We start from the raw sequence: 22,222 nt of genomic DNA, 5'->3' as shown, positions 1-22,222 counted from the left end.
GAATTCGCATGGGGTTTTATTCATGATGCGGCCCGGTGCTGGCAACCTCTCGTTTTGGTCCGGGGCCAGCGGCTTAGCTTCTATCCCCCAATTTTGCAAAAACAACCTCATCGCGCATTCATGTCTGCTCCCGCCCAATCTTCCGAAGGAACTGTTGCTGCCAGTGCCGCGCCCGCGTCCGCCGATGTACTCGCCATTGCCCGGCAGGTGCTGTACGAAGAGGCCGATGCCGTGCGCGCCGTGGCCGATGCCCTGGCCGCCACGCCCGACTTCGTGGCCTGCGTGCAGGCCATTCGGCAGCTGCAGGGCCGGGTAGTGGTCACGGGCATCGGCAAGAGTGCCCACATCGCGGGCAAAATCGTGGCCACGCTCAACAGCACTGGCACGCCGGCCCTCTTTATGCACGCCGCTGATGCCATTCACGGCGATTTGGGCATGATTCAGCCCGGCGACTTCGTTATTGCCATCAGCAAGAGCGGCGACACGCCCGAGATTAAGGTGCTGGTGCCGCTGCTGCGCCGCAAGGGCGTGCCGCTGGCCGCGTTGGTCAGCAACGCCGATTCCTACCTGGCCCAGCAGGCTACCTACGTGCTGCACGCCCCCGTAACCAAAGAGGCCTGCCCCAACAACCTTGCGCCCACTACCAGCACCACCGCCGCGCTGGCCCTGGGCGATGCCCTGGCCGTGTGCCTACTCGAAAGCCGGCAGTTCACGGCTGCCGATTTTGCCCGCCTGCACCCCGGCGGCACCCTGGGCAAGCGCCTCTACCTGAAAGTAGGCGACCTGAGCCGCCAGAACCAGCGCCCGCAAGTGCAGGAAGATGCCCCGCTAAAGGACGTACTGCTCGAAATATCGGGTAAGCGCCTCGGGGCTACGGCTGTGCTCGACGTCGCCGGCCAGCTCGCCGGCATCATCACCGACGGCGACTTGCGGCGCATGCTGGGCAGCTTCTCCGACCTGGAGCGGCTGCGGGCCCGTGACATCCTCACGCCCCGGCCCGCTACCATCGACGTGGAGGATTTTGCCGCCGAAGCCCTGGCGCGCATGCAGAGCCGCAACATCACTCAGCTGGTGGTGACGGAGGACGGTGCCTTTGCCGGTTTCATTCACCTGCACGATTTGCTGCGCGAGGGGCTGGTGTAAGTAGCGTGTTCGGGGCTCAAGCGCGAGATGCCGGGCGCAGCCGCGGCATCTCGCGTGCGCAACGCAATTCAATCGACAATAGTAGTGGTGGCACGCGAGATGCCTCGGCTGCGCTCGGCATGACGTTCCGTTGACTCCTACTGCCCGGCGGCGCACGTTCGGCTTCGGCCTTACCTTTGTCGCAATGAATTCAACCTACCTCATCGTGATGGCTGGCGGCATTGGCAGCCGGTTCTGGCCTTTCAGCCGCACGCACCACCCCAAGCAATTTCACGATGTGCTGGGCGTGGGCCGCTCCATGCTTCAGCTTACCGTGGACCGTTTTGCGGGCGTGTGCCCGCCCGAAAACGTGTTTGTGGTAACTAACCGCGATTACACGGCCCTGGTGCAGGAACACTTGCCCGAGCTGCCCGCCGACCAGATTCTGGGCGAGCCCATCGGGCGTAACACCGCGCCGTGCATTGCTTACGCCAGCTACCGCATTGCGCAGCGCGACTCCCAGGCCACCATCATCGTGACGCCGGCCGACCACGCCGTGCTGCGCGAAGACGAGTTTCGCCGCCTGATTAACGTTGCCATCGACGCGGCTCAGGCCAACGACGTGCTCATCACACTCGGCATTCAGCCCTCACGGCCCGATACGGGCTACGGCTACATCCAGTACATGGACGAGCAGAGCCTACCCGGCGGCCAGCTGCACAAAGTGAAAACCTTCACTGAGAAGCCCAATCTGGAGCTGGCGAAGATGTTTGTGGAGAGCGGTGACTTCCTCTGGAACTCGGGCCTGTTCGTGTGGCGCGCCGACGTGATTCTGTATGCCTTCCACCAGTACCTAAGCGACATCGCCGAGGTGTTCGACGAAGGAGCCGACAAGCTGGGCACGCCGCAGGAAGAAGAATTCATCAGCGAAGCCTACTCACGCTGCCGCAACATCAGCATCGACTACGGCGTGATGGAAAAGGCCGACAACGTGTACGTGCTGCCCGCCGACTTCGGCTGGAGCGACGTGGGTACCTGGGATTCGCTGCACCGCATCGGCGAGCGCGACGCCAACAACAACATGGTGAACGGCGACGTGCTGCTCTACGATACCACCGGCTGCGTCATCAAAACGCCTTCCGAGCGCCTGGTGGTGGTGCAGGGTCTCGAAGACTACATCGTGGCCGAGTACGACAACGTGCTGCTCATCTGCAAGCGCAGTGAGGAGCAGCGCGTGAAGGAGTTCGTGGCCGACGTGAAGGCGAAGAAGGGCAGCGGGTATAACTAGTAAGGCGCAAACCTCACCCCCGGCCCCTCTGCCGCGGAGAGGGGAGCCAGTTGATTTCCAATAAAAAAGCCTGCTGAACAGCAGGCTTTTTTATTGGGTGTTTTGCAACGAAACCACCGCCATTCGCTTTCTGCTCAGGCATTCACCCGCTGGCGGGCGACTTCAAACAGCATAATGCCGGCGGCCACGCTCACGTTAAGACTCTGAATCTGACCGCTCATCGGCACTTTCAGCTTCACATCGGCCAGGTTCAGCAGGTCGGGCGAGATGCCGTCTTCTTCCGAGCCCATGAGGATGGCCACGGGGCCGGTAAAATCGATTTCGGTCGCGCCCACGGCCTCGTCGGCTTTCTCGGTACAGGCCACGATGGTGACGCCCGACTGCTGGAGGAAGCGGATGGTTTCGTGCAGGCTATTCTCGCGGCAGACCGGCAGAATATTCAGCGCGCCGGCCGAGGTTTTCAGGGCGTCGCCGTTGATTTGGGCCGCGCCCCGGCCGGGCACCACGATGGCCTGCACGCCCAGGCACTCGGCCGTGCGGGCAATGGCCCCAAAGTTGCGCACGTCAGTAATGCGGTCGAGCAGCAGCAGGAAGGGCACTTTGCCTTCCTCAAACAGTCCGGTTACAATGCTGTCGAGCGGGTAGTAGTCGATGGGCGACACGAAGGCAACGGCACCCTGGTGGTTCTTGCGGGTCAGGTTGTCGAGCTTCTCCACGGGCACCAGCTGCACCTGAATCCCAGCCGCACGGGCGGCGGCCGAAATGTCCGTCACGAGGCTGTTTTTGGTGCCGCGCAGCAGGAAAATTTTCTCCAGGGTGCGGCCCGCGTTCAGCGCTTCCTGAATGGGGCGCAGGCCAAACAGCATGTCGATGCTGGCGGCCGGGGCCGAACGGTTTTCGTAGCGGGGGCGCTCGCCGCCGGCATTGCTGCCGCGCTCGCCGCCTTCACTGCGCTCGCGGTAGGGTGGGCGGCTCTCGCCGCGGTCGGAGCGGCCGGTGCGGTCGCCGGCGGCTTCGTCGCGGTTGTCGCTGCCGCCGCGGCCTTTGGGGCGGGCGGGGCGGTCGTCGAACTCGCTGGCCTCGCGGTCGGGGCGAAACTGTTTGGGGGTGACGGGGCGGTTGGCGCCGTCGTAAAAGCGGCGGCCGGCTACCGGGCGGGCAGGTCGCTGGGGACGTTCGGGCCGGTCAGGGCGGTCGGTGGGGTTCTCCATTTTTCAACGGCGGCATACCAGAGCAGTTCGTACTCGGGCCGGCGCACCAATTCGTAATAATCAGGGGCAAAGGTACTCGGTCGGGGCCGGAAGGTGTAAGTGACGGGGCCGCCGCCTGGGCCACCGTCCGGATAATACCACCGTTCCTCGCCGCTGGCCAGGCGGCGCACGCCCGGCGGCGGCCCCAATACCACGTAAAGCAAGCCCCTGTCCGTTAGCCAGCCGGCTTTGTGCGCGGCAAAGAGGCGGTTGGCCGCCGTGACGCGGCCGTAGTAGCTCCGTATTAATTCTTTGCCCAGGCGCTGGTTACCCTGGGCAATGTCGAGCCAGAATTTATCGACGGCGCGCTTGGGGTCGGGCGCGTCGGTCAGCTTCTGGCGCTCCTGGCTGGTGGTGAGGTAGCGCAGGGGCTCAATCAGCTCGGCGGCGGTGCTGAGGGCGGGGTAGGCGTTGGGCGCGACCAGCACGGCCAGCGTGCGCGGTGCGATGCCGCCCACGCCGCCCACCTTCAGCGCATACAGGCCGGGCTCGGCAAAGCGCAGCGGCTGGCCGGGGCGCACCTCGGCCGAATCGAGCACGGGCAACAGGCGCGGGCCGGCGGGCATGGCGGCGGCGTTGGTCATGGGTGGCAGGGCAGGAGCGGGGCTCACGGCGTAGCGCTTCCAGCGCACGGGCTGCAGCAGGCCGTAGCTTTCGATGCCGAAGGTTTCGCCGGCCCGCACGTAGCGCCGGCCCAGCACCTGTCCGGCCGAGTCCGTGAGCACAAACGGGCGCGCCAGAATGGCCTCGGTCAGGCGCAACCAGGCGGTGGTGCTGGGTTCCTGGTAGTCGTCCTTAGCATCGGCCGGGGCGGTGGTTGTTTGCAGCGCGGCCCCGGCGGGCAGCTGCGCCACGGGCAGGCAGAAGCTGAGCTGCACGCCGCCTTCGGGCGCGGGGCGCGGGTGCTGGGCGCGGCGCGCAATGCTGTCCTGCCACAGCGGCGCTTTGGCCTCGTAGCTGGGCCACATGGCCACCCGCAGCGCGTGGCCCGGCCCCAGGCGGGCGGGCGCGGGCAAGTGCAGGTACAGGCGCAGGCTGTCGCCCTCGCGGCGGGTGTCCACGGTCAGGGCCGGAGCGTCGCGGTAGAGGCCGGCGAAATCGGGGCGCGGGGCCAGCGGGGCGGCGGCCAGCAGCGGCAGTAGCCAGGCGAGGCTACTCGCCTGCCGCCAGCTACCTAGCGTAACTATAGTAGCGAGGCTTTTCATTGAAATAGCTTATTGCGGTGGAAAAATCTATCAAGGCAACCAGGGCCGCCAACAGCTTACGTAAATTTGAAACAAGTACGCCTTTCCCGGTTTCATCCGCGTTATGTCTTTTCGCCTCGACCGCACCGCTTTCCACGCCGGCACCCACGCCCAGGCGGAGGTCTACCACCGGCAGCACCAGCCCGCCACCATGGCCGGGCGACTGCGCGCCGCATTTTGCCTGAACAGCGTGGTGTTCGACTTCGGCCCCGACAACCCGCCGCGCCCCGACCGCACGGCGTTTGGGTGCTGGGCCCACGCGCACCGCCAGTATGGGTAACACCTTCAACCAGGATTTTCAGGATTTCCAGGATTTTCTGGCCGCGCTGCACGCGAGCGGGGTGCGCTATGTGCTTGTGGGTAGGTATTCGGTCATTCTGCACGGCTACAGCCGCACCATCGGTGACCTCGATATCTGAGTAGAAAAGTCGGCTGAGAACTACGCCTTGCTGGCCCGCCCGTGGCTATCGACATCATCACCACACTGAAAGGGCTGGATTTTGCCGATGCCCACGCGCAAGCCACCGATACAGTAGTGGAACGCCTCACGGTCCGGCTGATTCACTACCAGCATCTGCTGCAAGCCAAGCGCGCCGCCGGCTGCCCCCGCGACCACAACGACCTGGAAAAATTGCAAAGATTCAAACCAAAAACGGCCGGCCCACGCAATGCGCGGGCCGGCCGTTTTCTCATTCACCCTCCAGCAAACTATTGCGGGTAGTACTGTTGCATCAGGCCGCGGGCCTTGTCGGCGCGGGCCTTGTCGCCGATGCGCTCGGCGGCCATGTACACGCTTTGCAGGCCCACGAGGTAGGCGCGCTGCTCGTCATCAAACAGGCTGCCATCGGGCTTGGTGGCGTAGTAAGCCAGCATCTGTTCCGAGCGCTGGGTCATGGTGTCGAGAATCTGGTCGGCTTTGGCTTTTTCGCCGCCCGCTACCAGGGCCGCTGCCAGCTGCGGCGAGTAGTAATCGTAGGGAACGGCCGCGTCGGGCATGAGCTCCAGCGCCTTGTCGGCTACTTCCTTGGCTTTAGCTAAGTTGTTGTCGGCGAGGTAGGCGTTGGTCAGGCGGGCGAACTTATCGCGGTAGTTGGCCGGGAAGCGCAGGTTGTTCTCGTCGTAGAAAATGCCCGGGTTTTGCAGGCCCCGGTAGCTGAATTCCTTCATCAGGCGCTGGTAGGTGAGGTCCTTTTCCACGAAGCCGTCGTCGCCGCTGCGCGGGTCGTAGTTCGGGTCTTTCAGCGGCAGCAGGCGGTAGGCCATGCCTTCCATCTGGAAGTAGGGCTGCAGGTTCATGTAGTCGCCGGGGTTCACGGTGCTGCTGAAGTAAATGGGGCGCTTCCAGTTATTGGTGGCAATCATGTCGAGAATCACCAGGTTTTTCTTTTCGATGGCTCGCTTGCCCATGCTCCACTCCATCTTGCTCACGAGCTGCTTTTCGCGGCCCTTGGGGATGATGCCGAGCTTTTTCACAGCCGCCGTGTCGATGGGCAGGTAGAAGTTCGGGGTCGGGAAGCTCATCATAAATGGGCCGTTTTCCTGGTATTGCACCTGCAGCAGCGGGTTATTGGCCTTCACCAGGTCAATAAATTCCTTGAGGTTGACGCTGGGTACGGCGGGGTTGGCGGCGAAGGGCAGCATGTCGTTGGTGCCCTGGGCGTAGGCCGTGGCCGGCATCGAGATGGGAAAGCCTTCCGAGAGGTAAGAGCGGCGCTTCATCTGGGCGATGTACCAGTCGGTGTTCAGGTACGAGAGCACGGCCACGCGCACGTCGGTGCGCACGCCCTCCACTTCCTGGGCGTACCAGAGCGGGAAGGTGTCGTTGTCGCCATTGGTGAACAGGATGGCGTTCGGGGCGCAGCTATTCAGTAGGTTCTTAGCCGAATCTACCGAGTTGTAGCGACCGGAGCGGTCGTGGTCGTCCCAGCCCTGGGCGGCCATAATGCCCGGAATAAGCAGGCCCACGGCCAGGGCTAGGCCGGCGCGCAGGCCGTCGGCCTTCACCACCTTGCCCAGCAGCTCGGCCAGCCCCAGCACCCCAATGCCAATCCAGATGGCAAAGGCGAACGTGGCCCCGGTGAAGGTGTAGTCGCGCTCGCGCGGCTCGCGCGGCGGCTGGTTGAGATAGAAGACGATGGCCAGGCCGGTCATCAGAAACAGCAGGCCGGTTACCCAAGCATCTTTGCTGTTGCGCCGGCTCTGGAACCACAGGCCGATGAGGCCCAAGATGAGCGGCAGGGCCAGGAAGTTGTTGTGTGCCGGGCTCTCGCCAATGCGGGCGGGCAGCGACTTGGCGCTCGGGCTGAAGGGCGTAACTACGCCCGCCTGCTGCACATCGGACTCGCGCCCGACGAAGTTCCACATGAAGTATCGCCAAAACATGTGCCCCATCTGGTAGCGGAACAGGAAGCCCAGGTTCTGGCCCATGGTCGGCTTCACGCCGTCCTGAATGTCCACCCATTTCTTGTAGTTGGCAATCTGGTCGGGCTCGTAGCTGTAAATGCGGGGCAGCAGCATCTTGTCCTCGTCGCGGTATACCGGCTCCTGCTGGCGCGGCATAATTTCCTTGTAGGTATTGGTCTTGGAGTCGCGGGCGTAGCGGGGGGCACCTTCCGAATAATCGACCGGCTGGGCGTTGAACTGCGGGCCATAGAGCAGGGGCCGCGAGCCGTACTGCTCGCGCTTGAGGTAGCTCACGAAGCTGAGCACATCCTCGGGGTCGTTTTCGTTGATGGTGGGCTGGAAGGAGCTCCGAATCGGCACAATCAGGTAGCTCGAGTAGCCAATCAGAATGAACGTGAAGCACAGCATGGCCGTGTTCAGCAGCTGGCTGCGGCGCTGGAAGGAAAGGCGGAAGCCAAACCAAATCAGGCCGATGAACACAATCAGGAAGATAAATAGGCCCGAGTTGAAGGGCAAACCCACCGTGTTGATAAAGAACACCTCGAAATTGCCGGCCAGCGTGGGCAGGCCCGGGATGATGCCCACCAGAATGGAGCCTACAATCACCATGCTCACTACCATCACGATAATACCGCCTTTCATCGAAGGGTTAGCCGTACGGCGGTAGTAGTAGATGAAGCCCAGGGCGGGCAGCGTGAGCAGGTTCAGTAGGTGAACGCCAATGCTGAGGCCGATAACATAGGCAATCAGAATCAGCCACTTATCCGAGTCGGGCTCGTCGGCGTGGGCTTCCCACTTCAGCATAATCCAGACTACGGCCGCCGTACACAGCGCCGACATGGCGTATACCTCGCCCTCCACGGCATTGAACCAGAAGGAGTCGGAGAAGGCAAAGGCCAGCGCGCCCACCACGCCCGCACTCAAAATCAGCAGGCGCTGGTAGCCGTCGGGCTCGATGGCTTCGGCACCCAGTCCGCTGTTGGCTACGGCCTCGCGCAGCACCAGCTTGCGGGCCATGCGGGTAATAATCCAGAACAAAAACAGCACGGTGAAGGCGCTGCTCAGGCCCGAAAGCGCGTTGATGAGCACGGCCACCTTGGTGACATCACCGAACGAGAACAGCGAGAACAAACGCCCCAGCAGCAGGAAGGTAGGCGCGCCCGGGGGGTGCGGTACCAGCAGCTTGTAGGAGCAGGCAATGAACTCGCCGCAGTCCCAGAACGAAGCCGTGGGCTCCAGGGTGAGCAGGTAGGTGGCGAAGGCGATGGCAAAAACCACCCAGCCAACGAGGTTATTCAGGCTTTTAAAGGAGCGCATACAATCAGATGAGGCACAAACACCCGGCCGAGTGGGAAAAGAACGCAGCCGGAACAAGAAGCGGGTAATTTGGTGAAAGGGCAAAAGTAGGCAATGCACCGTTGCACCGCGCCACCAACTTCCAATTCGGGCTAGAAACACAAAAAGCAGCCCAAGGCTGCTTTTTGTCAAATCATTAAGTTAAGGCAGGGTCAGTTTTGCAGCACGAGGCGTTTGGTGCTGGCCACTTTGCCGTTCACGAGCAAGCTATAGAAGTACACGCCAGCGCGCAATTCGCTCAGGTCGAGGGGCAGGCCGGCCGCCGTCAGCTCGGGCCGGAGGGTCACCGTCCGAACTTCCTGGCCGATGATGTTGCTCAGCCGTAGCTTGTAGTCGGCCCCGGCTTTTTGGTTCAGCTGCACCGTTACCTGGCCGTGGCTGGGGTTAGGGTACACGCTCAGCGCGGCGGTCAGGTTGGCGTCGGTGGTGGCCGTGGCGGTGCCCGTCACGATGATAGTGCCCACCATGCCGCTGTGCACAGTGCACAAAAATGGAAACGTACCAACCGCAAAAGTGCCCGCCGGAAATGTTTTGGTTGGCGTAGTCGGGTTAATAATGAACGTGGTCCACTGAGCCGACGCCGTTGGATGGGTGCTTGACCCAATGTTTTGAAAAACCAATTCGTCGGTGGAAGCCATACGGATGGTACTGGTGCCGTCCGGTCCCCGGTAAAAGTTGTCGCCTACCTGCACCGTGATGGTAGCCGCGAAAGCGGAAGCAACCGAGAGCAGCAGCACCGCCATGGGCACGGCCAAACGAGTAAAGAGTTTCATCACAAATACAAAAAAAGTAAAGGGGAAAAATACGACCCTGCCACAAATACAAGCACCGTGCCGCGGTGCCAACCACACCACCCAACCAACGCTCGGCGACGCGTTTCGGTTTGGTAGACCGCTACAAAACCCAAAAGTTACATGCCGGGCTTATCGGCAACTCGGCGCGCCGGCTAAAACGGTTGCTCGGGAGCGCTCTTTTATTCGAAATACCAGATACTTTACGCTCGCCTTTTCCCTGGATGCATCGTTGGCCATTTTAGTTGCTAGGTATGCCGAATTTCCTGCAAGCCAAACCGACGTAGCTCGTTGCCGATGGCCACGGCCAGCCGACCATCTTCTTCCACCCCGACAATCTGGCCGCTCACCGTTTTTCCGTCGATAATGAACGGGTGGATTTCCTGGTAGCGGTACAGGGCCTGCAGATAATCGTGCCGCAACGTACCAACCTGGCCAGCGCGCAGTTGCAGGTAGCGGCGCTCCAGGCACTCCAACAGGCGGGCGGCGAGGTTGGCCCGGTCGTAGGCCCGGCCAGTGAGCAGGGCAAACGAAATGGCCGTAGGCAAAGCCATTTCCTGCTGGTTGATATTCAGGCCAATGCCAATAATGCTGTATTGGATTTTTGGCCCGCTCAGGCTGTTCTCAATCAGAATGCCCCCCAGCTTCTGGTTGCCGTAGTAGAGGTCGTTGGGCCATTTCAGCTTCAGTTTGGGGTCGGGGCCGAGCAGAGCCGTTGCCCAGTCGTGCACGCCCAGGGCCACGGCCTGGCTGAGGCGAAACTGCTCGGTGGCGGCCAAAAACGTGGGCTGCCACACCACCGACAGCATCAGGTTTTCGGCCGGCGCGCCCTGCCACTGGTTGCCGCGCTGGCCCCGGCCAGCCGTCTGAAAGTCCGTTATGACGGTGCAGCCTTCGCTGGCCCGGTTTTGGAGAATCAATGCCTGAGCCTCCGAATTGGTCGAGGCGCAGGCCGGTAGCCATACTAATTGTTGGCCCGTAAATAGGGTTTGAGGGGTGACAACCACAGCCTTCTTGCGCGTATCGTTAACTTCGTAGACTTTCGGCTGTAAAGCTCACACCTAACAAGACAATATGAAAAGCACGTTGGTCCGGCAGGATTCAGACACATTGGCAGATTTGGTCGTTCGCGGCATGCAGGACAAGAAGGCAGCCGATATCGTGGTGCTGAATCTGAAGGAATTAAAAAACGCGGTTGCCGATTATTTCATCATCTGCTCGGCCAACTCCGACACGCAGCTCGAAGCCGTGGCCCGCTCGGTTGAGGAAGAAATTGAAAAAGTAACCGGCGAAAGCCCCTGGCAGACCGAAGGCCGCACCAACCGCGAGTGGGTGCTGCTCGATTACGTCGACGTGGTAGTGCACGTTTTCCTGCGCGACCGTCGCAAGTTCTACGCGCTGGAGGAGCTGTGGGGCGATGCCGACATCAGCTACATCGAGTCGGAGCCGGCGTAGTCGGCTATTGGCTAATAAAACGTCATGCTGAGCGGAGCGCAGCGGAGTCGAAGCATCTCGCGTGTGGTAGTAATTCAATCGTGCATGCATCATTGATTAGTGGCAACAAGCGAGATGCTTCGGCTCCGCTGCGCTGCGCTCAGCATGACGTTTTGTTTTTCATTGGATATCTCATTCAAATAAAATAAAACCACCCGCTCCGCGTCTGCCTTTTCGCCGAACATTTACTTTCGGCGCGGTGTTTTGCTCCTACCTATCCTCGGTTTTAAGTAGCTATTTTCATGTCGGATAACAATCTGAATTCCAATAAAAAGAAGAAGCCCCTAACCCCGGCTCCCAACCCGCGTCCAGGCCTACAGTTGTGGGTGTTGGCGGGTTTGCTGGTGTTTTTGTTTGGGGTGATGTGGGTGAACAACCTCAACTCGCCCGCCAAAATCAACCAGCAGCGCTTTGAGAGCATGCTGGCAGCCGGCGACGTGCAGGCCGTTACCATCATCAGTAATCAAAAAGTAGTGGAGGTGACGCTGAAAGAAGCGGCCCGTACCAAATACAAGCAGGAGCTCACGCGCCGCTCGCCTTTCGGCGGTGAGGGCATCGGCTCGCAGTTCTACTTCCCGGTTGTGGACGCCAAGCTATTCCAGGAAAACCTGGATGCTTTGCAAAAGGACGTGCCCTCGGCTCAGCGCCTGCCCCTCAATATCGAGGAGCGGTCGAGCCCCGGCGATTACATTGGCACCTACGGCTTCATCGTGCTGATGATTGTTGGTTTCTGGTTTCTGATGCGCCGCATGGGCAGCGCCGGCGGCCCCGGCGGCCAGATTTTCAGCATCGGCAAAAGCAAAGCCGCATTGTTTGAGGGCGGCGACAAGGTAAAAATCACCTTCAAAGACGTGGCCGGCCTCGAAGAAGCCAAGGAGGAAGTGCAGGAGATTGTGGAGTTTCTCAAGAACCCCAGCAAATTCACCATCCTCGGCGGTAAGATTCCGAAAGGTGCCCTGCTCGTAGGCCCTCCCGGCACCGGCAAAACCCTGCTGGCCAAAGCCGTAGCCGGCGAAGCCGACGTGCCGTTTTTCTCGCTGTCGGGCTCCGACTTCGTGGAGATGTTCGTGGGCGTGGGCGCGGCCCGGGTTCGGGACTTGTTCAAGCAGGCCAAAGCCAAAGCTCCCTGCATCATTTTCATCGACGAAATTGATGCCGTGGGCCGTTCGCGCAGCAAGGGCTCGATGCCCGGCGGCAACGACGAGCGCGAAAACACCTTGAACTCGCTGCTGGTGGAGATGGACGGCTTCGGTACCGATTCCGGCGTTATCATCCTCGCCGCCACCAACCGCCCCGATACGCTGGACTCGGCCCTGCTGCGCCCCGGCCGTTTCGACCGTCAAATCAGCATCGATAAGCCGGATATCAATGGTCGCACCGAGATTTTCCAGGTGCACCTCAAGCCGCTCACGCTGGGTCCCGACGTGGATGCCAAGCGCCTCTCGGCCCAAACGCCGGGCTTCGCCGGCGCGGAAATCGCCAACGTCTGCAACGAGGCAGCCCTGATTGCCGCCCGCCGCGACAAAAAGTTTATCACCGACCAGGATTTTACCGACGCCATCGACCGGGTGATTGGTGGTCTGGAGAAGAAGAACAAAATCATTTCGCCCGGCGAGAAGCGCATTGTGGCCTACCACGAGGCCGGCCACGCCATCGCGGGCTGGTTCCTGGAGCACGTCGACCCGCTGGTGAAAGTGAGCATCGTGCCGCGTGGCGTGGCCGCTTTGGGCTACGCGCAGTACCTGCCCAAGGAGCAGTTTCTCTATAATACGGAGCAGCTGACCGATGAAATGTGCATGGCCCTGGGTGGCCGCGCCGCCGAGGAGCTGGTGTTCGGCAAAATTTCGACCGGTGCGCTGAGCGACCTGGAGCGCATCACCAAGATGGCTTATTCCATGGTGACGATGTACGGCATGAACGCCAAGCTGGGCAACGTGTCGTTCTACGACTCGAAAGGCCAGAATGAGTATGGTTTCTCGAAGCCCTATTCGGAGGCCACCTCGCAGGTAATTGACGAGGAAGTGCGTTCCATTATCGAAAATGCCTATAACCGCACCAAGGAGCTCCTCACCGAGCGCCGCCACGAGCTGGAAGTGGTAGCCAAAGAGCTGCTGGAGAAAGAAGTGTTGCAACAGGAAGACCTGACCCGCCTCGTGGGCCCTCGTCCTTTTGAAACCCAAACCAACTACCAGGCCCACATGGCCGGCACCGACCGCAGCGAAACCGCTTCGGAAGTGCGCGGCGAGCAGGCGGCAGCCGGCGTCATCAGCGACCTGCCCGACCTGAACCTGCCCGGCCTTGACGACAACCGCAACAACGAAGCTCCGGCTTCGAGCGGCAGCGCGGTAGCGGGCTAAACCAGTTGTTTTTGGCCAAAGAAGAAGCCAGCCCTTTTGCGGGGCTGGCTTTTTTTATGTTCTTACTTTTGCGGTATGTCCGATTCTTCCCGCGATGCCGTTCTGGCCCGTATTCGCCAAGGCTTGGCGGCTGGCCCCGCGCTGCTGCCACCCCGGCCCGACTTTGCGGCCCCCGTGCACCCGCCTCTGAGCAACAGCGATGTGGTGGTAGCTTTCGCCGAGCGGTTCCAGCAGGTTGGCGGCGAGTTTCACTACTGCGAAACCCTGGCCGATTTCGCCGCGCAGCTGGCTGCTTTCCGCGAGCGGCAGCAGGTGGGCGCGCCCTACGTATGGGAGCCCGATTTGCAGGCCGTGCTGCGGGCGGCTGGCATTGCGTTTCGGGCCGAAGAAACCGACTTCGTTGCCAGTGCCGACCTGAGCCTGACTTCCTGCGAGGCACTGGTGGCCCGCACGGGCAGCGTACTGGTATCGGCGGCCACGGGCAGCGGCCGAAGGCTGAGCATTTACCCCGACCAACACCTGATACTGGCCCGCCCCAGCCAGGTAGTGGCCGAAATTGGCGATGCGCTGCGCCTACTGCAGGCCAGCTACGGCGCGGCAATGCCCTCGATGGTGTCGCTCACCAGCGGCCCCAGCCGCACGGCCGATATCGAGAAAACCCTGGTGCTGGGTGCTCATGGCCCGCGCCGGATTGCGCTGTTTTTGCTGGAAGAAGAGGAAATAACGGTTTATAATTAACGGTTAGTGGTTAATTGCCACCGTGCATGCTTGCCCCTCGCTAATTCGTTACTAATCATTAACCACTAACTGTTAATCATTGCTCATTGAAGTCGCCTCAACTCTTATCAGACCTAATGCTGCCGCCCGGCAAGCGGGTGTATTTCGCTTCCGATTTCCACCTGGGCGCACCCAATGCGGCCGCCTCGCTGGACCGGGAGAAGCGCATCGTGCGCTGGCTCGATGAGGCGGCGAAAGACGCGGCGGCTATCTACCTGCTGGGCGATTTGTTCGACTTTTGGTTTGAGTACAAGCACGCCATTCCACGCGGCTTTAGTCGCTTGCAGGGGAAATTAGCGGAACTCACTGATGGTGGACTGCCCATTACCATTTTTACCGGCAACCACGACATGTGGATGTTTGGCTACTTCACGCAGGAAATGGGCATCCCGGTGCTGGGGCAGGAAGTTTCGCAGCGGATTGGCGATAAGCTGTTTCACATTGGGCACGGCGACGGGCTGGGGCCGAAGGATTACAGCTACAAGATGTTGAAGCAGGTTTTCGCTTCGGGGGTGGCGCAGTGGCTGTTTGCGCGGCTGCACCCCAACTTCGGCATCGGCATGGCCAACAAGTGGAGCCGCCGCAGCCGCATGCAGGCCGGCAAGGACGACACCGTATACTTTGGTGATGAGGAATGGCTGCTGCAATACTGCCGCGAGCTCGAAGCCCACCAGCACCACGACTATTACGTGTTCGGCCACCGGCACCTGCCGCTCGATGTGGAAGTGCGCCCCGGCAGCCGCTACGTGAACCTGGGGGAGTGGGTCAATTATTGCAGCTACGGTGTGTATGATGGCAATGAGCTGGCCTTGCGGCATTTTGAGCGGTAAGCAATGATGGGTAATTTAAAGAACGTCCTGCTGAGCTGGTCGCAGCAGCGCTACCGCGCGACTAATTCAATGGATTGGGTTAGTCGCGCGGTAGCGCTGCTGCGACCAGCTCAGCAGGACTGTTCTGTTAAGCTGGCAGTTTCGCTCCTGCTGCTCGCCACCGCCGCCCGCGCTCAAACCACCGTGCCTTCCGCGGCCTCGGCCGCGCCGGCCGCCAGGCAAAGCGTAGCACCGGTGCAGCCGGCCCCCCAGCCACCGCTGGATGCGACGGCCGCCCCCACCGTGGCGGCTTGGAAGCTACTGCGCCTCATCAAGCTACCCAACCCGGGGGCCGCGTCGCTCGACCGGCGGGGGGCGCTCTACGTGGCCGATGCCGACAATAACCTGCGTCAGTACGGCCCCGAGGGGCTGCCGCTGAACACCTACGCGCCCACCCAGCCCGGCCATGTAGCCCAGGTAGAAGCCTGGAACGTGACCAGCACCTTGGTTTTCAACGACGACCGGCAGCAGTTGGTGCTGCTCGATAGATTTCTTTCGCTCCTCAGTGAAGTGCGGCTGGGCGACGTGCTCGATGGTACGGTGCGGGTGGCTACGCTGGCCCCCGATAATTTCATCTGGCTGCTCGATGAGAGCACGCTCACGCTGCGCGAGTTCGACCCCAACACCCTGCGCGCGGTGCAGAATACGCCGTTAGACCTCATTATTGGGCGCTCGCGGCCCGACTTCCGCTTCATTCGCCAGTATCAGAACAATATTTACCTCGTGGACCGCAGTACGGGCGTGTACGTGTTCGACAACCTGGGGAATTATAAGCAAAAGCTGCCCTTTCCGGGGCTGAATATGGTGGGCTTTCGGGGTGATGAGTTGTATTTTCTGGAAACCGGGGCCATTCGCTTTTTCCACCTCTATAACCAGACCGAGCGGCGCGTAGCCCTGCCCGCCGGCGTGGACCCCGGCGCGGTGCGGCAAGTGCTGGTGGGCGAAACCTACGCCTATATTTTCACGGCGGCCGGAGTGGCGGTGTATCAGATGTAAGGCGGGGAACTACGGTGGAGGTTAGGAGCAGGTAGTGCTGAACCGTAGCAACCTCCCTTAAAAAGAGGTCGTTAGCAGAAGGGATTATTCATCTCTAACGCCCTTTCTATGAAAGCTCTCCGAATTCACGGTGCCCGCGATGTCCGGGTTGATACCGTCGACGACCCCAAAATCCACGAGTCGCGCGATGCCATTATCCGCGTCACGAGCACTGCCATTTGCGGGTCCGACCTGCACATTTACAACGGCAGCCTGCCCCAGCCGACCCCCCAGACACTCGGCCACGAGTTTATGGGCATCGTGGAGGAAGTGGGCAAAGGCGTCACCAACCTCAAGCGCGGCGACCGCGTGGTGGTGCCCTTTCCGGTAGCCTGCGGCCACTGCCTGTTTTGCAACCACGAGCTGCCCGGCCACTGCGAAAACTCCAACCCCGACCACTACGGTCCCGAGGGCGGCCTGCTGACCGAAAAGGGCGGCGCGCTCTTCGGCTACACCGACCTGTATGGCGGCTACGACGGCGGCCAGGCCGAATACGTGCGCGTGCCCTACGCCAACAACGGCCCCCGCATCGTGCCCGATAACCTAACCGACGAGCAGGCGCTGTTTCTCACCGACATCTTCCCGACGGGCTACTCCGGCATCGACTGGGCCGGGGTGAAGGGGGGTGAAATCGTGGCCATTTTCGGGGCCGGACCCGTGGGCATCATGGCCGCCAAGTCGGCCTGGCTGCGCGGGGCCAGCCGCGTCATCATCGTCGATACCCAGCAGTACCGCCTCGACATGGCCAAAAAATCGGCTAACGCCGAGGGCATTCTCTGGGAAAGCCACCAGCAGGTGGTGGACGAAATCCGGAGCAAAAGCAAAGGCTACGGGGCTGATGTGTGCGTGGATGCCGTGGGCTTCGAGCCCGACCGCAACGTGCTGGACCGCGCTAAAGCGGTGGCCAACCTCGAAAAAGGGTCCGACAAAGTAGTGCTCGCCTGCATCAGCGCCGTGCGCCGGGGCGGCTTCGTGTCCATTCTGGGTGTGTACGCCACCCCGTTCGACAACTTCCCGCTGGGTCAGATTTTCGATAAGGGCATCATCATGCAGGCCGGCCAGGCACCCGCCCACAAGCATATTGACAAGCTCATGCAGCACGTTTCCAACGGCGATGTGAAGCTCGACGACATTATCACCCACCGCCTGCCGCTCTCGCAGGCACCGCACGGCTACGACATCTTCCGCCACAAAAAAGATGGCTGCGTGAAAGTGGTGCTAAAGCCCGGCGAGTAAGCCAGCGCAGCGAAGACCAGAAGTCGACGAAGCTCCAGTTGCTTTTTGTATCAAACGCAAACCGCTCCGGTCAGCTTGGCCGGGGCGGTTTGTGTTCAGGGCAAGCGTATACCTTTGAGGTCTGGCCTACTCGTCAAATCACCCATGCATTACCGCACTCTTTGTTGCCTGATGGCTTGGCTGATGGGGCCTTTGGCGGCAGCGCAAGCCCAACTTATTGTGTCGGTGCCCGCGCACCCGGTTCCGTATGTTTCGACGGCCACCGTGAGCACCTTGGCTGGTGAGGCCGGCAGTAAGGGCTCCGTTGATGGCCTTGGCGCGGCTGCCCGGTTCGACTATCCAATGGGCGTGGCCGCGGGCCCGAATGGTACGGTGTACGTTGCCGACGAAGGAAATATGACCATTCGCTGCCTGGTGCCCTCGGGCATGGTAACGACCCTGGCCGGGGCCGCTGCCGCCAAAGGCAGCGCCGATGGCCCCGGTGCGGCGGCCCGTTTCTACCATCCGGTGGGGCTGGCCGTGGCCGCCGATGGCACCGTTTTCGTAACCGATGCCGATAATCACGCCATCCGCAAAATTAGGCCCGATGGCACCGTGAGCACCGTGGCCGGTACCATCGGGCGCAAGGGCTCGGCCGACGGCCCGGGGAGTATCGCCCAATTCAACCTGCCCCACGGCGTGGCCGTGGACGCCAGCGGTGCGCTGTACGTGGCCGATACCTTCAACCATACCATCCGAAAAATTGCCCCGGATGGTAGTGTCATCACCCTAGCGGGCCTCGCCGGCCACAAGGGCAGCGCCGATGGTGCTGGCCCGGCGGCCCGGTTCTTCCACCCGGCTGCCGTGGCGGTCGACACGCACGGCATACTATACGTAGCGGATAATGGCAATGAAACCATTCGGAAAATAACCCCTTCCGGCGAGGTAACCACGCTGGCCGGGGCGGCCCATCATGGCGGCTACGCCGATGGCCCCGGGGCCACGGCCCGGTTCCGGGCTCCCACCGGCGTCGCCGTCGATGCCCTCGGCAACTTGTATGTAGTGGACCATCTCAACGCGCTGCTTCGGCGGATTACGCCCGCTGGCAACGTCACCACGCTGGCAGGCACCGTGCTGCATTTCGGCTCCGAGAATGGCTCCGGGAGCACTGCCCGGTTCAATGGTCCCAGTGGGGTAGCAATCGATGCCAGCAATATGCTCTACCTAACGGACAGCGCAAACCAGACTGTTCGCAAAATCGCGTTGGAATAGGTTATCCGTACCAGCGCGGCCGGACCCACTGCCGCAGCCGGGGGCTATCTTTGGACCAGGGGTTATGGCAGGTGCCAGAACTTCCCCAAACCGATAAAGCGCATGAAACCAGCCTTCGGAAAAGCAAGCAGACGTTTAGCCCGCCCTTTCGGCGGACAGTGGCTCCTGTGGGCGCTGCTGCTATTGCCGCAGTTGCTTCGTGCTCAGCTTGCGCCGCGCCCGTTGCCATTGCGGCTGGCCCCTGCCTTACGGGCAGCCGCGGCGCAAGGGCTGGCCCGCACGCTCCGCGTGCGCGTGGCCGATGGCCCGGCTTTCCGGCAGTGGGCGCGGCAACAGCCCGCCGCGCAGCTAACCCAGCCCGGCCCCGATGCCTGTACTCTCACGGTCGTCGGCCTTACGCCGGCGCAGCTGGCCGCCGCGCCGGGCGTAGAGTTTGTGGACGTGGCCGACCGCCGCGCCCACGAGGAGCGCCGCCTGAGCAATTCTGATTTGGCGGTGAATGCCATTTCGACCGTGCACGCCCGCTTCCCCACCCTCACTGGGCAGGGCCTGACGGCTTCGGTGAAGGAAATGCCCTTCGACCCCGACGACCTTGACCTGAAAGGCCGGGCGGTGAACCCGGGGGCGTTTGCCAAACCCTATTCCGACCATGCTACGGCCATGGCCACGCTGCTGGGCGGGGCCGGCAACTCCGACCCGCTGGGTCGGGGGGCGGCCCGGGCCGTGCGGCTGGCCACGTCCGATTTCGCCCGCTTGCTGCCCGACGACGCCACGCAGCTCGTTCAGGCCGGCGTGTCGGTTCAAAACCACTCCTACGGCGTGGGTATCGAGAACTACTACGGCCTCGAAGCCCAGGCCTACGACCAGCAGGCCCAGCAGCTGCCGCAGCTGCTGCACGTATTTTCGTCGGGCAACGTGGGCTCATCGGCCAGTTCCAGCGGAACCTACCAGAGCATTGCCAAGTTCGCCAACGTCAGCGGTCAGTTCAAAATGTCGAAAAACACGCTGACCGTGGGCGCTACCGACCCCAGCGGGCAGGTAGCCGCCCTCAGTTCGCGCGGCCCGGCCCACGACGGCCGCCTCAAGCCCGAGCTGGTGGCCTACGGCGAGGGGGGCTCATCAGAGTCGGCCGCGCTGGTGTCGGGCATCAGCATTCTGCTTCAGCAGCAGTACCGCGACCAGCACGCTGGTGCTCTGCCCCCTGCTGCCCTGGTCAAAGCCGTGCTCCTGAACAGCGCCGACGACCTTGGCACGGCCGAAGTGGATTACCTGAGCGGTTTTGGGCAGGCCGATGCGCTGGGGGCGGTGAGCACCATGCGCGCCGGCCGCTTTTTTGAGGGCAGTGCCACGCCGGGCACCGACCAGGTATTCCGCATCACCGTGCCCGCCGGCCAGCAGCAGTTTAAGGCCACGCTGGTCTGGAGCGACCCCGCCGCGGCCGCCAATGCCGCTACGGCCCTTGTAAACGACCTCGACCTGGAACTGGTGGCCGTGGGCACGGGCCAGCGCTGGCTGCCCTGGGCCCTGAGCGCCTACCCGAACGCCGACTCACTGGCTCGCCCCGCCCGCCGCCGCCCCGACCACCTCAACAACGCCGAGCAAATTACCCTCACGCTGCCCCCTGCCGGTATCTACGAGCTGCACGTGCGGGGTTTCGCCGTGCCGCAGGGTCCGCAAGCCTTTAGCCTGGCCTACGAAATAAATGCCCCTGGCCTCACCTGGACCCACCCCGTGCGCCCCGATAACTTGCGGCCCGGCACTACTGCTACCCTGCGCTGGCAGTGGAGCGGCCCCGCTACCGCCACCGCTCGGCTCGACTACCGCCCCTTGGGCCGCCCCGGATGGCGCGTGCTGGCTCCATCGGTACCGCTGGCGGCCAACCGCACCACCTGGGCTGTGCCCGATACGACCACGCTGGCCCAGTTGCGGCTGTCGACGGGCAGCACCGATTTTCTGGGCGATACTTTCACTATTGTGCGGGCCCCGGCATTGCAGGTCGGCTATGCGTGTGCCGAAGAAACGTTGCTGCAATGGGTGCGCATCCCGGGTGTGGCCCGCTACCAGGTGTATCAGCTGGGCGCTACCGTTTTGGAACCCCTGCTGCAGACGGCTGATACTGTCGTGGTGCTTGGTCGGGCCCAGTTGCCCACGCTTTATTATGCCGTGGCACCCATCGTGGGGGGGCGCGTGGGGCGGCCCGGTACCACCATCAACTACACCACGCAGGGCACGGCGTGCTACTTCCGCTCTTTCCTGCCCCGGCAGCTGGTCGCTGAAATCGTTCGTTTCGAGGTAGTGCTGGGTACCATATACCACCTGAAATCGGCTACTTTGGAGCGTCAGCGCCCCGATGGCAGCTTTGAGGCCATCCGAACCATCAGTCCGGTCACCAGTACCACATTCGCTTTCGACGACCAGCCCCCAGCCGCAGGCCGCTACCTCTACCGCGTACGCCTGGACAACGTGGCCAGCCAGCAATTCTACAGTGGTACCGAGGAGGCCTACCTGCTGCGGGCTGGCCTGACGCAGGCTTATCCCAACCCGGTAGCCGCCGGCCAGCCCCTGCAACTGGTGGCCAACACGACTGGCACGGTTACCGCGCAGCTCTATGATATGCTGGGCCGCTTCCAGCGGGCCACTACGGTAGATGGCCAAATCAACCAGCTTGACACCAACGGCCTGCGTCCCGGCGTATATCTGCTGCGGGTGCAGTCCGAAGGGCAGGCTGCCCAGGTAATCCGGGTGGTGATACAGTAAAACCCCCAACAGGTTGGCCCGCCTTGGGCCGGGCCTGTCGCGAATGAAACGTTGTGACAATACTGATTCCAAACAAAATGCCCCGGCTCGCACGAGCCGGGGCATTTTGTTTGGAATTACCAGCCGAGGCTAATAGATGTAGTTCAGCGCTGTCAGGTCGTTGGCGGTGAAGGGGCGGTCAACGCCGTTGCCCACGCAAGCCAGCATCCAGGAGTTCGGCTCGGCCAGCGAAGGCGTACCGGGGATAAGGATGGCCCCCACCGTGCTGGCACCTTCATTGGATTTACGACCGCCGCAGCTGTACTGGCGGTTGTAGTAGTCGGTGTGGCGCATGCCGATGCAATGGCCCATTTCGTGGGCCATGATGGTGGCGATGTAGTTCGTGTTGGAGCTGTTGATGACGTTAGGCACCAGGGTGAAGCCCGGCGCGGGGTTGCCGCCGCTGGGGAAGCCGCCCGACTGGCCCAGCACGCCCGGGCCCAGGTCAGCCGAATACTTCACGGGCAAGTCAGCGGTGCCCGAGGTGACGCGGGTGAAGTGCAATTGCAGGTTGGCTGCATTGTACCGGAGAATGGCCTCATCAATAGCGGGCCCGTACGCTGCTGGAAACTGGGTCGATAGGCTCACGGTCAGCGTGCGCGGCAGGCCACCCACCAGGTTGGTGGTGCGGTACTGCTCCTCGTCGCCCACTCGCAGCGTAGCATAGCCTGGCGCGCTGGCCAGCATGGCGTTCGTCAGCAACATGTCACCTTCTACCACGAAGCCACCGGCTACAGCCTGAACGTCTTCCGTGCCAAAGCCCAGCGCTTTGATTTGCATTAAAACTTCTTGCGAGACGGCCGTTGGAGCAAGAGCAACCTCCTCTTTTTTGCTGCACGAGGATAGCGCCAATACCGAAGCGGCACAGAAAGCCGTCGCGGTGAACAGGTTTTTGATTTTCATACAATTTGAATTGAAACGGTGAAAAAACGAACAGCTATTGTATTCAGGGA

General features: G+C 62.0%; 19 protein-coding genes. 13 read left to right on the top strand and 6 right to left on the bottom strand.

All coding sequences use genetic code 11. The annotated features are described in order from the left end of the window. Positions 1-120 precede the first annotated feature (120 nt). On the top strand, positions 121-1,143 hold the full coding sequence (locus ABIB44_RS15285; RefSeq protein WP_354585519.1) for a KpsF/GutQ family sugar-phosphate isomerase: 1,023 nt from the start codon (positions 121-123) through the stop codon (positions 1,141-1,143). Positions 1,144-1,327: 184 nt separating this feature from the next. Next, complete coding sequence (locus ABIB44_RS15280) at positions 1,328-2,410, top strand: mannose-1-phosphate guanylyltransferase (protein ID WP_354585518.1); 1,083 nt, start codon at positions 1,328-1,330, stop codon at positions 2,408-2,410. Between the two features lie 134 nt (positions 2,411-2,544). Here the strand turns inward: ABIB44_RS15280 and rlmB are convergent, their stop codons facing one another. Then, on the bottom strand, positions 2,545-3,621 hold the full coding sequence (rlmB, locus tag ABIB44_RS15275; RefSeq protein WP_354585517.1) for a 23S rRNA (guanosine(2251)-2'-O)-methyltransferase RlmB: 1,077 nt from the start codon (positions 3,619-3,621) through the stop codon (positions 2,545-2,547). Then, positions 3,558-4,865, bottom strand: coding sequence for a GWxTD domain-containing protein (locus tag ABIB44_RS15270; protein WP_354585516.1), 1,308 nt, complete (start codon positions 4,863-4,865; stop codon positions 3,558-3,560). Before ABIB44_RS15270 ends, rlmB begins: the two co-directional genes overlap by 64 nt. A gap of 103 nt (positions 4,866-4,968) precedes the next feature. Between ABIB44_RS15270 and ABIB44_RS15265 the strand changes: the two genes are divergently transcribed. From ABIB44_RS15265 to ABIB44_RS15255, 3 genes are read left to right on the top strand one after another with little or no spacing between them, the layout of a single operon-like run. Next, the gene (locus ABIB44_RS15265) at positions 4,969-5,184 is read left to right on the top strand and encodes a hypothetical protein (protein WP_354585515.1); all 216 of its coding nucleotides are present in this window, start codon (positions 4,969-4,971) and stop codon (positions 5,182-5,184) included. Further along, a complete protein-coding gene (locus ABIB44_RS15260; protein ID WP_354585514.1) occupies positions 5,177-5,323 on the top strand; it encodes a hypothetical protein in 147 nt (48 codons plus the stop codon). Before ABIB44_RS15265 ends, ABIB44_RS15260 begins: the two co-directional genes overlap by 8 nt. Positions 5,324-5,364: 41 nt before the next feature. After that, the gene (locus ABIB44_RS15255) at positions 5,365-5,625 is read left to right on the top strand and encodes a hypothetical protein (RefSeq protein WP_354585513.1); all 261 of its coding nucleotides are present in this window, start codon (positions 5,365-5,367) and stop codon (positions 5,623-5,625) included. Here ABIB44_RS15255 and ABIB44_RS15250 read toward each other — a convergent pair. From ABIB44_RS15250 to ABIB44_RS15240, 3 genes are all read right to left on the bottom strand, one after another. After that, positions 5,613-8,624, bottom strand: coding sequence for a protein O-mannosyl-transferase family (locus ABIB44_RS15250; RefSeq protein ID WP_354585512.1), 3,012 nt, complete (start codon positions 8,622-8,624; stop codon positions 5,613-5,615). The genes ABIB44_RS15255 and ABIB44_RS15250 overlap by 13 nt on opposite strands. Positions 8,625-8,815: 191 nt before the next feature. Further along, entirely contained in the window at positions 8,816-9,436 is a 621-nt protein-coding gene (locus ABIB44_RS15245) for a T9SS type A sorting domain-containing protein (protein WP_354585511.1), read from the bottom strand. Positions 9,437-9,702: 266 nt separating this feature from the next. Continuing rightward, positions 9,703-10,461, bottom strand: a complete 759-nt coding sequence (locus ABIB44_RS15240) for a biotin--[acetyl-CoA-carboxylase] ligase (RefSeq protein ID WP_354585510.1) — start codon at positions 10,459-10,461, stop codon at positions 9,703-9,705. Between the two features lie 67 nt (positions 10,462-10,528). On the opposite strand from ABIB44_RS15240, the gene rsfS reads away from it, so the two are divergent. The 8 genes from rsfS (at position 10,529) to ABIB44_RS15200 (ending at position 21,230) form a co-directional block, all read left to right on the top strand. Next, the gene (rsfS, locus tag ABIB44_RS15235; protein WP_354585509.1) at positions 10,529-10,909 is read left to right on the top strand and encodes a ribosome silencing factor; all 381 of its coding nucleotides are present in this window, start codon (positions 10,529-10,531) and stop codon (positions 10,907-10,909) included. Between the two features lie 281 nt (positions 10,910-11,190). Then, entirely contained in the window at positions 11,191-13,305 is a 2,115-nt protein-coding gene (gene ftsH, locus ABIB44_RS15230; protein ID WP_354585508.1) for an ATP-dependent zinc metalloprotease FtsH, read from the top strand. A 75-nt stretch (positions 13,306-13,380) separates the two neighbouring features. Beyond that, entirely contained in the window at positions 13,381-14,043 is a 663-nt protein-coding gene (locus tag ABIB44_RS15225; protein WP_354585507.1) for a LutC/YkgG family protein, read from the top strand. 116 nt (positions 14,044-14,159) lie between these two features. Next, positions 14,160-14,912: a UDP-2,3-diacylglucosamine diphosphatase gene (locus ABIB44_RS15220; RefSeq protein ID WP_354585506.1), complete on the top strand. Its 753-nt coding sequence runs from the start codon at positions 14,160-14,162 to the stop codon at positions 14,910-14,912. A 3-nt stretch (positions 14,913-14,915) separates the two neighbouring features. Beyond that, on the top strand, positions 14,916-15,947 hold the full coding sequence (locus ABIB44_RS15215; protein WP_354585505.1) for a hypothetical protein: 1,032 nt from the start codon (positions 14,916-14,918) through the stop codon (positions 15,945-15,947). Positions 15,948-16,055: 108 nt separating this feature from the next. Continuing rightward, entirely contained in the window at positions 16,056-17,222 is a 1,167-nt protein-coding gene (locus ABIB44_RS15210; protein WP_354585504.1) for a zinc-dependent alcohol dehydrogenase, read from the top strand. 144 nt (positions 17,223-17,366) lie between these two features. After that, positions 17,367-18,473 carry an NHL repeat-containing protein gene (locus tag ABIB44_RS15205; RefSeq protein ID WP_354585503.1) on the top strand — a complete coding sequence of 369 codons (1,107 nt, stop codon included), beginning with the start codon at positions 17,367-17,369 and terminating at the stop codon, positions 18,471-18,473. Positions 18,474-18,665: 192 nt separating this feature from the next. Next, positions 18,666-21,230 (top strand): S8 family peptidase, encoded by a 2,565-nt coding sequence (locus ABIB44_RS15200; protein ID WP_354585502.1) that lies wholly within the window; start codon positions 18,666-18,668, stop codon positions 21,228-21,230. A gap of 129 nt (positions 21,231-21,359) precedes the next feature. Here ABIB44_RS15200 and ABIB44_RS15195 read toward each other — a convergent pair whose 3' ends face one another. Then, on the bottom strand, positions 21,360-22,049 hold the full coding sequence (locus ABIB44_RS15195) for a M57 family metalloprotease (protein ID WP_354585501.1): 690 nt from the start codon (positions 22,047-22,049) through the stop codon (positions 21,360-21,362). Positions 22,050-22,222: the final 173 nt, after the last annotated feature.

The sequence above is a fragment of the Hymenobacter sp. UYCo722 genome (assembly GCF_040547115.1).
Lineage (GTDB): Bacteria > Bacteroidota > Bacteroidia > Cytophagales > Hymenobacteraceae > Hymenobacter.
The sequence above is the reverse complement of the archived record's forward strand: the minus strand, read 5'-3'. Positions and strand labels throughout refer to the sequence as shown.

Excerpts from the sequence above, each read along its gene's own strand:
- ABIB44_RS15215 (WP_354585505.1), top strand. The coding sequence starts at position 14,916 with ATGATGGGTAATTTAAAGAACGTCCTGCTGAGCTGGTCGCAGCAGCGC.
- ftsH (WP_354585508.1), top strand. The coding sequence starts at position 11,191 with ATGTCGGATAACAATCTGAATTCCAATAAAAAGAAGAAGCCCCTAACC.
- ABIB44_RS15280 (WP_354585518.1), top strand. The coding sequence starts at position 1,328 with ATGAATTCAACCTACCTCATCGTGATGGCTGGCGGCATTGGCAGCCGG.
- ABIB44_RS15265 (WP_354585515.1), top strand. The coding sequence starts at position 4,969 with ATGTCTTTTCGCCTCGACCGCACCGCTTTCCACGCCGGCACCCACGCC.
- rlmB (WP_354585517.1), bottom strand. The coding sequence starts at position 3,621 with ATGGAGAACCCCACCGACCGCCCTGACCGGCCCGAACGTCCCCAGCGA.
- ABIB44_RS15220 (WP_354585506.1), top strand. The coding sequence starts at position 14,160 with ATGCTGCCGCCCGGCAAGCGGGTGTATTTCGCTTCCGATTTCCACCTG.
- ABIB44_RS15210 (WP_354585504.1), top strand. The coding sequence starts at position 16,056 with ATGAAAGCTCTCCGAATTCACGGTGCCCGCGATGTCCGGGTTGATACC.
- ABIB44_RS15245 (WP_354585511.1), bottom strand. The coding sequence starts at position 9,436 with ATGAAACTCTTTACTCGTTTGGCCGTGCCCATGGCGGTGCTGCTGCTC.
- ABIB44_RS15250 (WP_354585512.1), bottom strand. The coding sequence starts at position 8,624 with ATGCGCTCCTTTAAAAGCCTGAATAACCTCGTTGGCTGGGTGGTTTTT.
- ABIB44_RS15270 (WP_354585516.1), bottom strand. The coding sequence starts at position 4,865 with ATGAAAAGCCTCGCTACTATAGTTACGCTAGGTAGCTGGCGGCAGGCG.
- ABIB44_RS15225 (WP_354585507.1), top strand. The coding sequence starts at position 13,381 with ATGTCCGATTCTTCCCGCGATGCCGTTCTGGCCCGTATTCGCCAAGGC.
- ABIB44_RS15260 (WP_354585514.1), top strand. The coding sequence starts at position 5,177 with ATGGGTAACACCTTCAACCAGGATTTTCAGGATTTCCAGGATTTTCTG.
- ABIB44_RS15195 (WP_354585501.1), bottom strand. The coding sequence starts at position 22,049 with ATGCAAATCAAAGCGCTGGGCTTTGGCACGGAAGACGTTCAGGCTGTA.
- rsfS (WP_354585509.1), top strand. The coding sequence starts at position 10,529 with ATGAAAAGCACGTTGGTCCGGCAGGATTCAGACACATTGGCAGATTTG.
- ABIB44_RS15285 (WP_354585519.1), top strand. The coding sequence starts at position 121 with ATGTCTGCTCCCGCCCAATCTTCCGAAGGAACTGTTGCTGCCAGTGCC.
- ABIB44_RS15205 (WP_354585503.1), top strand. The coding sequence starts at position 17,367 with ATGCATTACCGCACTCTTTGTTGCCTGATGGCTTGGCTGATGGGGCCT.